Origin of the sequence: Pseudomonas sp. NPDC086581, from assembly GCF_044746165.1 — a bacterium.
In the GTDB taxonomy this organism is placed as follows: Bacteria; Pseudomonadota; Gammaproteobacteria; order Pseudomonadales; family Pseudomonadaceae; genus Pseudomonas.
The window spans coordinates 1-6,770 of record NZ_JBIVBR010000031.1 but is presented as its reverse complement, the minus strand read 5'-3'; the positions used below and the strand labels follow the sequence as shown (position 1 = coordinate 6,770).

Genomic DNA, 6,770 nt, shown 5'->3' with positions numbered 1-6,770 from the left:
AAGATCAGCGCAAGCTGCGTCTGGCTCGGTCCTTCGCGGAACACGCTACCCAGCGCCGATTGCGCCGCGCCACGGTTGCTGCTGTCGAGCAGCGGGACCTGGCCGAGGGTCGGCGGGCCGGCGTTGACCAGCGGCGACGGTACCTGTGGCGCATTGCCCGGCAAGCCGCTGTTCGCCACCACCGGGCGCACGCCCTGTTCGGTGCGGTATTGCGGGTCGCCTTCCTGGGCGATGCTGTTTATCGCGTAGCTGTTCGACTGGCTGACGCCGAGCCCGGTATTGCCAGCGGCGTCGGTGTAGCCGAGGTTGTTCAGCGTCACCACGTTGCTCGAACCGACCACGTTGATCAGCGGCGTCAGCGTCGCGGTCCAGGTGCGGCCGCCGTCGCTGGAGCTCAGGCCGGACAGCGTTGCGTTGCTGGCGCTCAGGTCGGAGAGATCCAGCCCGCTGACCGCTTCGCTGAAGCGTATGGTCACCTGGGACGACTGGCCCAGGCGCAGATCGGTGCTGGCGACTTCGATGGTGGCCGTCGGGCGCTGGGTGTCGATGGCATAGTTGCCGGAGCTGGTGGTACCGACGCCGCTGTTGCCGGCCGCGTCGGTGTAGCCGGTGTTGTCCAGGACAATGGCATTGCCGGTGCTGGTGAGGTTCGCCGCCGGGGTGAATGTTGCAGTCCAGGTGACGCCACCATCGCTGCTGCTCACGGCACTCAGGGTGCCGCCGGCAACGCTCAGGTCGGCATTGCTGAAGCCGCTCACCGCCTCGCTGAACGTGATGGTCACCGTCGTCGTCTGGCCGGCCTTGAGCGCGCTGTCGCCCAGCACGATGCTGGCGGTCGGGCGTGCGGTATCGATGGCCACCCCATTGGACAGGGTCGTGCCGCTGCCGGTGTTGCCGGCAGCATCGGTATAGCCGCTGTTGTCCAGGCTGATGACGGCGCGGGTATCGCTGACGTTGGCGTTCGGCGTGAAGGTCGCCGTCCAGGTCAGGCCGCCATCGCTGCTGCTCACCGCGCTCAGCGTGCCGTTGGCCACGCTCAGGTCGGTATTGTCGAAGCCGCTCACCGCCTCGCTGAAGGTGATGGTCACCTGGCTGGTCTGGCCGATCGCCAGGCTCGGCTCGGCGACCACGATGGTCGCGGTCGGGCGCGCGGTGTCGATGGCGTAGTTGTTCGAAGCGGTGCTTCCACTGCCGGTGTTGCCGGCCAGGTCGCTGACCGCGCTGTTGTCGAGCACGATCAGGTTGGTCGCGTCGGTGACATTGGCGGCGGGCGTGAAGGTTGCGGTCCAGGTGATGCCGCCGTCGCTGCTGCTGACCGCGCTCAGGGTGCCGTTGTTCACCGTCAGGTCGCTGTTGTCGAAACCGCTGACCGCTTCGCTGAAGGTGATGGTCACCTGGGTGGACTGGCCGGCCTTCAATGCGCTGTCGGCCACCACGATGCTCGCGGTCGGGCGCTGGGTGTCGACGGCAAAGGCGTTGGAGCTGGCGCTGCTGGCACCGCTGTTGCCGGCGAGGTCCTGCACCAGCGAGGTATCGAGGGAAATCAGGTTGCCGCTCTGCGTGGTTTCAACGCTCGGCGTCAGGGTGGCGGTCCAGGTCTTGCCACCGTCGCCGGTAGCCAGGTTGGACAGCACGCCGCCGCTGACCACCAGGTCGGAAAGGTCCAGTCCGCTCACCTGCTCGGAGAAGGTGATGGTGACCAGGCTGGTTTCGCCGATACCCAACACATCATCGGCCACGACAATGCTGGCCGTGGGCCGCACACCGTCCACGACGTAGTTGTTGGAGATCGCCACGCCTGAGCCGATATTCCCCGCCATGTCAGTGACCAGAGCAGTGTCGAGGATAATGAGGTTGGTGGGATCGCTGATCCCGGCGGTCGGCGTCAGGGTGGCGGTCCAGGTCTTGCCGCCATCGCTGCTGGTCAGGTTGGACAAGGTGCCGTTGGCCAAGCTCAGGTCGGACAGGTTGAACCCGGTGACCGCTTCGTTGAAGGCAATGGTCACGGTGGTGGTCTGGCCGATGCCAAGGCTGGCGTCCGCCACGGTGATGGTTGCGCCGGGGCGCTGGGTATCGATCGCGAAATTGTTCGACGTGGTGGTGCCGCTACCGCTATTGCCCGACGCGTTCTGCACACCGCTGTTGTCCAGCGTGATGAGGTTGGTGGTGTCGGTAATGTTCGCGCTCGGCGTGAAGGTGGCGGTCCAGGTGATGCCGCCGTCCTCGCTGACCAGTTGGCTCAAGGTGCCGTGGCCGTCAGACACTGACAGGTCATCGTTGGTGAACCCGGTCACTGCCTCGCTGAAGGTGATGGTCACCAGCGAGGTGGAACCGACATTCAGCGCCGGGCTGGCGACTACGATGGTCGCGGTCGGGCGCACGGTATCGATGGTGAAGTTGGCCGAGTTGGTCACGCCGACGCCGGCGTTACCGGCCAGGTCGATATAGCCGGTGTTGTTCAGGGTGAGCACGTTGCTCAAGTCACGAGTGTTGGTATTGGGCGTGTAGGTCGCCGTCCAGGTAATGCCGCCATCGCTTGAGCTGAGCGCGCTCAAACTGCCGTTGGGTACGCTGAAGTCGCCGTTGTCGAGGCCGACTACCGCCTCGCTGAAGGTGATGGTCACCAGGGTGGTTTCACCAGCGGTCAGCGTCGGGTCGCTCACGACGATGGTCGCCGTCGGTCGCGTGCTGTCGAGCACGTAATTAGCCGAACTGGTGGTGCCACTGCCGGTGTTGCCTGCCACATCGAACACCCCGGTGTTATCTAGGACGATGACATTGCTGGTGTCGGTCACTCCCGCCGTGGGGGTGAAAGTCGCGGTGTAGGTGACGTTGTCCGTAGTCATCAGCCCGGACAGCGTGCCGTTCTGCACGTTCAGGTCAGCCAGGCTAAGGCCGGTAACCGCTTCGCTGAAGGTGACGGTCACCGTGGTGGTCTGGCCGATACCCAGAGCCGAATCGGCCATCGTGATGGTCGCCGTTGGCCGCTGGGTGTCGATGGCATAGTTGTTAGAGGAGGTGAGGCCCACGCCGGAGTTGCCCGAAGCCGCCGCCTGGATGCCACTGTTGTCCAGGGTGATGTGGTTGCTCGGGCTGGTGATGTTGCCGGCCGGGGTGAAGGTAGCGGTCCAGGTGATGCCGCCGTCGCTGCTGCTCACCGCACTCAGGGTACCGCCCACCACGGTCAGGTCGGAGTTGGTGAAGCCGGTCACCGCCTGGTCGAAGGTAATGGTCACCGGCGAAGTAGCGTTGATCGCCAGCGCGGGATTGCCGACCACGATGGACGCGCTCGGGCGCACGGTATCGATGCTGTAGTTCGCCGAACTGGTAGTGCCCACGCCGGCGTTGCCTACCAGGTCGGCGATGTCGAAATTGGTCAGGGTGATGACGTTGGTCGCGCTGTGGGTATTGGCGTCGGGCGTGAGGGTCGCTGTCCAGGTGATGCCGCCATCGCTGCTGCTCAGGTTGCTCAGGCTGCCGTGGCTGGCGCTCAGGTCGGCCTGGGTGAAGCCACTGACCGCCTCGCTGAAGGTGATGGTCACCAGGCTGGTTTCGCCGGCGGTGAGCGTTGTGTCCGACACGACGATGGTGGCGGTCGGGCGCAGGGTATCGATGGCGAAGTTGTTCGACACGCTGGTGCCGGTCCCGGTGTTGCCGGCCGCGTCGGTATAGCCACTGTTGTTAAGGGTGATGACGTTGCTGGCGTTGGTGATGTTGCCGGCCGGCGTGAAGGTCGCCGTCCAGGTGATGCCGCCGTCGCTGCTGCTTAACGCGCTCAGGGTGCCGCCGGCCACCGTCAGGTCGCTGTTGCTGAAACCGCTCACTGCTTCACTGAAGGTGATGGTCACCTGCGCCGTCTGGCCGATGATCAGCAAGCTCTTGTCGAGGACCACGGTCGCGGTGGGGCGCACGCCATCGACTGCATAGTTGTTGGACGTAGTGATACCACTGCCGGCGTTACCCGATGCGTCGCTCACCCCGACGTTCTGCAGGGTGATGACATTGGTCGCGCTGTCGATACCCGCCGTCGGCGTAAAGGTGGCAGTCCAGGTGACACCGCCGTCGCTGCTGCTCACCGCGCTCAGGGTGCCATTGGCACCGGACAGGTCCAGGTTGGCATTGGTGAAACCGGTCACCGCCTCGCTGAAGGTGATGGTCACCAACGAAGTCTGGCCAATACCCATGTTCGGGTTGGAGAACACGATGGTCGCCGTTGGCCGCTGAGTGTCGATGGCGTAGCTGTTGGACGTGGTGGTGCCGAGGCCGGTGTTACCGGCCACGTCGGTATAGCCGCTGTTGTTGAGGGTGACGACGTTGCTGGACTGGGTAATGCCCGAATTCGCCACCAGGGTGGCGGTCCAGACGAGGCCATCGCTGGTGGTCAGGTTGCTCAGCGTGCCGTTGCTGGCGGTGAGGTCATCCAGGGTGAAGCCGCTCACCGCCTCGCTGAAGGTGATGGTCACCTGGGAGGAGCCACCGACGTTCAGCGACGTGTTGCTGACCACAACGGTCGCGGTTGGCCGCGCAGTATCGACTGAGTAGGTGTTGGACAGGGTGACACCGCTGCCGGCGTTGCCCGCGGCATCGGTGTAGAGGGTGTTGTCGAGGACGACAACGTTGCCGCTGCTGTTATTACCGGCGTTCGGCGTCAAGGTCGCGGTCCAGTGGATGTTGTCACTGGTGCTCAGGTTGCTCAGCGTCCCGTTGGACGCAGTGATATCGGCCAGGCTGAAACCGCTCACCGCCTCGCTGAAAGTGATGTTCACCGTCGTCGAGCTGCCAGCATTCAGCGCGGAGCTGGCGACCACCACGCTTGCGGTCGGGCGCACGGTATCGATGCTGTAGTTGTTGGACGTGCTGGTACCGGACCCCGCCACACCCCCCGCCACACTGGTGACGCCCGTGTTGTCCAGGGTGATGACGTTGCTGGCGCTGGTGACCCCCGAATTCGGCGTGAAGGTCGCCGTCCAGGTGATGCCGCCGTCGCTGCTGCTCACCGAACTCAGGGTACCGTTGGCGACCGTCAGATCAGAGTTGGTGAAGCCGGTTACCGCCTCGCTGAAGGTGATGGTCACCGTAGCGCTATTGCCGATGTTCTGGGCGGTATTGCCAACCACTATGGTGGCGGTGGGCGCCGGGCTGAAGGCGCCGATCTGTCCCGACGTGTCGCTGGCAGTGCCAAGGGTGTTCAACGAATCACCGGCGTCGGCATTACCGCTACTGCCTGCGCCACCCCCGCCACCCACGCCAACGTTGCCGGTGAAGCTGACGGTGCTCGACTGGTAATTCAGGTTACCGGCAACCAGGATGGCACCGGCGGCGTCACCGCCCGCCGTACCTGCCGTGGCGCTGCTACCGGCAGAACCACCGCCGCCCGCCGCCAGGTTGCCGATGAACAGGGTGCTGGTCATGTTGACCGTGGCGCCTGCGGCAATCGCCATCCCGCCGGCAGCGCTGCCACCCTTGCCCGCAAGCGACGTTCCGGCCAGGCCATAGCCGCCCGCACCGCCACCACCACCGATGGATCTGGCACCGAAGGTGGCCTTGCCGCCGTCACCGCCCTTGAAGTAGTCGTAACCCGGTGTCGACGGGTAGTCGCCGCCCGCGCCGCCAGAGGTGGTGCCACCCTTGCCGCCCAGGGGGTCGCCGAAACCGTCGCCGCCAACGCCAATACCGCTGGAGGGTTGGCCGACGCCGTAACCGGCACCGCCCGCACCGCCGCCCTTGCCACCGTAGCCCGAGCCACCGCCACCACCATAGGCGGTCGGCTGCGAACCGGAGTATCCACTACCGCCGCCACCGGCGGCCGCGAAGTTGTAGCGAATCACCGAGTGGCTGATGTTCGTCGTGCCACCGCTGACCAGAATACCGGCGCCCAATGCGTCGCCGCCCGCACTGCCATTGACTCCAGGGGTCGAGCCACCGTCACCGCCGTTACCGGAGACCAGGCCGCGAGCGATGATCAGCCCGTCGAGGTTCACCGTGCCCGACTTGATCTCCAGCACCCGACCGTTGTACTGGCCATCGAGGACGATGTCGGCCGTGCCGTCCTTATTGGTGTCGCCCTGGATGGTCAGGCTCTTGTCGATCACCAGCAGGGAGTCGCCGGAGGCATGACCGTTCAGAGCAATGGTGGTGCCACTGAGTGCCGGCGCGAACTGGATGGTGTCGCCATTTACGGCCCAGTTGATCGCTTCACGTAGCGACAGGCCACCACCGTCGGCGAGGTCGGCCGCCTGGTTGGCGCCGAAGGTCAGGTTGGCGCCGCTGTCATCGTTGGTAGTGACAGTGAGGATCGCCAGGCTGTGCAGGTAGGCCGCTTCGGAGGTAGCCGACAGCACCGGCCGCGCCTCGATGGCGCCGGTTGTCACTTCCAGGTCCCAGTCCGAGCCATTACCGGTGCGGTCATCCGAAGCGGCGATATCGCGCCCGGTCAGGCTGGCCAGTTCGTTGACGAAGGCCTGCCCGCGCTCGCCCTGGGCGGTGTTGCAGGCATAGATGAGGATGTCGCCGCCGGCCTGCATGCTGGCGCCGAGCTGGCTGAGGGAGTTGCCGTAGTCGGCGATGTTCTCGGCGCTGACGTAGCTGTTGCCCAGCCACAGGTCGCCGGCGTTGCCGTGGGCGATGATCTGCACCGAAGCGGCGCCAGGGTGCGCGGCCAGGTACTGGGCCATCTGCTGCACGCCGTTGCCGCGGCTGTCGAGGAACACCACGTCGGTGTTGGCGGCCACGCCCTGGAGCAGTTGCTGGGCATCTTGCACACGCGAATC

Annotated in this window: 1 protein-coding gene; it reads right to left on the bottom strand. The window is 65.4% G+C overall.

The window, feature by feature from the left end; genetic code table 11:
* Positions 1–6,770: Ig-like domain-containing protein (locus ACIPK7_RS29675; protein WP_401091922.1), on the bottom strand; the 6,770-nt coding region annotated here is incomplete at both ends.